This window comes from Trueperaceae bacterium, assembly GCA_031581195.1.
Lineage (GTDB): Bacteria > Deinococcota > Deinococci > Deinococcales > Trueperaceae > SLSQ01.
This window is the reverse complement of record JAVLCF010000182.1, coordinates 1-2,787: the sequence shown is the minus strand read 5'-3', so window position 1 is coordinate 2,787 and position 2,787 is coordinate 1. Positions and strand designations below refer to the sequence as shown.

The 2,787-nt window shown below is 72.6% G+C and carries 1 protein-coding gene; it reads right to left on the bottom strand.

Features of this window, described 5'->3' with window-relative positions; all coding sequences use genetic code 11:
• Positions 1-2,772 (bottom strand): helicase-related protein (locus RI554_11190; protein ID MDR9392578.1); only part of this gene is annotated, 2,772 nt, incomplete at its 3' end.
• Positions 2,773-2,787: the final 15 nt, after the last annotated feature.

The window sequence follows — 2,787 nt, the reverse complement described above, 5'->3', positions numbered from 1 at the left end:
GGCGCGGGCGGCGTCGCGCACGCGGGCGTGCGCGTCACGCAACGCCTCCGCCCGCCCCTCCGCGACCGTCTCGAGGGCCTTCAACAGGTCGGGGACGTGCTCGAGCATGCGCTCCAACTGCCGTCGGGCCTGGTCCGGCGCGACGTTGGCGTCGGGCGTGGCGTCCAGGAGCGCCTCGGTGGCGTCGTCGTCCCACCAGGCGACGGGTCCATCCCCGTCCGGCGCACCGGAGAACGCCAGCGGCAGCGTCTCCTCGGCGAGGGTCCGCCACGTGCGGGCTCCGTCGCCGCGCCCCTTCCGGGTCGTGAGGTGGTAGCGCAGGCGGACCAGCAACAGCGTCGTGCGCTGCCGTACGGCGTCGGTCCGCATGACGCCGGACCGCGCGGCCGCGACCGCGTCGGGGTCGTGGTCGGGATCCAGGGCCGCATCCAATACGTAGCTGGCGAGCGCTTCGGTGACGGGGTGCGTGCGCGTCAAGAGCGACTCGTGCGGGTGGACGGGCGCCTCGTAGCGGACGTCGAGCGCGTCGGCGTCGTTCGGCATCGGCAGGCTCTCGCGAAGGTCGCGGTGGAGATCGCGGAGGGCGAGACGGCTCGCGCCCGTGCGCGTGGGGGCAACGTGCCCGCCGTGCAGGGGAACGGCGCGCTCGACGAAGCGTCGGACGGTCCCCCCTCCGGTGGCGCGCTGGGCGGCCTCGAGTTCGCGGGCGACGTCGCCGACGTGGATGCGGCGCTGCGCGAACATCGTGCGGCTGGTGCGTTCGCGGTCGGCGGCCGCCTCCCAGCGGTCGTCCAGCTGCGCGGCCTTCGGGCGGACGTACGCCTCGAGGTCCTCGAACAGGGCCTCCTGCGTGCTGGTCTGGTCGCGCAACAGCAGCCCCTCGAAGATCGCGTCGACGACGTCGTCGCCCTGGGCGGGCACGGGCACGCTGATCCCGAGGCTGTTGCGGATGTTCTTGTGTTTGCGGATCAGGACGTCCAGCACCACCCCGTCGATCTGGTTGTCGCGCCCGTACAGGGTGCGGACCGCGACCGTGTCTCGGGCCTGGCCGTAGCGATCGACGCGGCCTTCGCGCTGCTCGTGTCGCGTCGGGTTCCACGACAGGTCGTAATGCACGACCGCGTCGAACCCGCGCTGTAGGTTGATCCCCTCGCTCAAACAGTCGGTGGCGACCAGAGTGCGGCGTTCGTGTTCGGTCAGGTCCAGGACCCGCGCTTCGCGCTCGGCGGGGGCGAGGGTGCCCGTGACGGCGGTGACCTCCGTGCCGGGGAGCTGCGTGCGGAGGTGGTCGGCGACGTACTCCGCGGTCTCGATGAAGCGACAGAAGACGATCGGCGCGCGCCCCGCGTCGAGGAGGGACCGGAGCTGCTCGACCAGCGTCGACAGCTTCGCGTCCTTTGCGCCTCGGAGGGCATCGGCGCGTTCCGCGAAGGTTCGGAGCGTTCGGCGGCTTTCGGCGTCGGCGTCGTTGCCGTCCACCTGGCCTCCGGGCGTGACGTCGACCCCCTCGGTGGATTCCTCCTCGACCTCGTCGAACACCGTGCGGCGGCCGACCGCGTCGGCCTCCGCCGGCGTGTCGGTGTCGGCGGGTGCGGCGCGGTTCCGGAGGGTGCTGGCGGCCGCCGCGGGACTGCTCGCGAGGGCGCGGAGAAGCCCGAGGGTCGCCCACCAGCGCACGCGCCGACGGTGCGCGGCCTCGTCCCGACCGAGCTCCCCGCGAGCCCACGCCAAGACGTCGTGGAAGAGCGCCTTCGCGTCGGGGTGGAGGGCGTACGGGACGTCGGCGTCGTCGCGATCGGGGAAGTCGGTCTGGGCGTCGAGGTAGGCGCGGACGTCGCCGCGCTTGCGTTGCACGAAGTGCTTCGCCACGTGCCGCCGGACCGGCTCGTTGTCGGGCCCTTGGAGGTCGTCGGGCAGGTCCCGGAACGCCGGATCGAGGAGTCCGAGGAGGGAACGGAAGGCGTCCTCGTTCCCCGAGTGGGGGGTGGCGGTCACGAGGAGGAGGTGGCGGGCCTCGTCGGCCGCGAGGCCTGCCAGGAGCCGGTGGCGTTGGTGTTGACTCTTTCGCCCGTGGCCCGGGTCGGCGCTGGTATGGGCCTCGTCGACGATCACCAGTTCCGGTGCGGTGCGTTGGAACTCCTGGCGGCGCGCGTCGGTCTTGATGAAGTCGGTGCTGACGACCGTGAACGGGTGGCGATCGAAGATGCTCTCCGCATGCCCGAGGTCGCGGTCCAGCGACCGCGCCGTGCTCGCGAGGACCAGGGTGGCGTCGACGTGGAATCCGTCGCGAAGCTCCCGCTGCCACTGCTCCGCGAGGTGCGGAGGGGTGAGGACGGTGAAGCGGCGGATCTCGCCGCGATCGAGCAACTCCCGCGCGATCAACAGCGCCTCGATGGTCTTGCCAACCCCGACGTCGTCGGCGATGAGGAGCCGCACCGGGTCGAGCTTCAGAGCCATCAACAGCGGGACCAGCTGGTAGGGGCGTGGCTCGACCGCGATCCGGCCGAACGACCGGAACGGGCCGGCGGCGGAGCGGAACGACAGGCGCGCCGCGTCGCGCAGCAGGCCGGCGCGGGCGGCGTCCCCGAGGTGATCGGCGGTGGGGAGCGCGAACGTCGCCTCCTCGACCGGTTCGACGTCGAGGGCGAGGCCGGTGGCCTCCTCGTCGCGCCCACCCAGCGGGTGCAAGAGGAGGTAGTCGTCGGTCGATCCGGCCTGGACGATCCAATCGCGGCCGCGGGCCCGCACGAGGCTTCCGGGACCGAAGCTCATGCGCCGCTCCCGAAC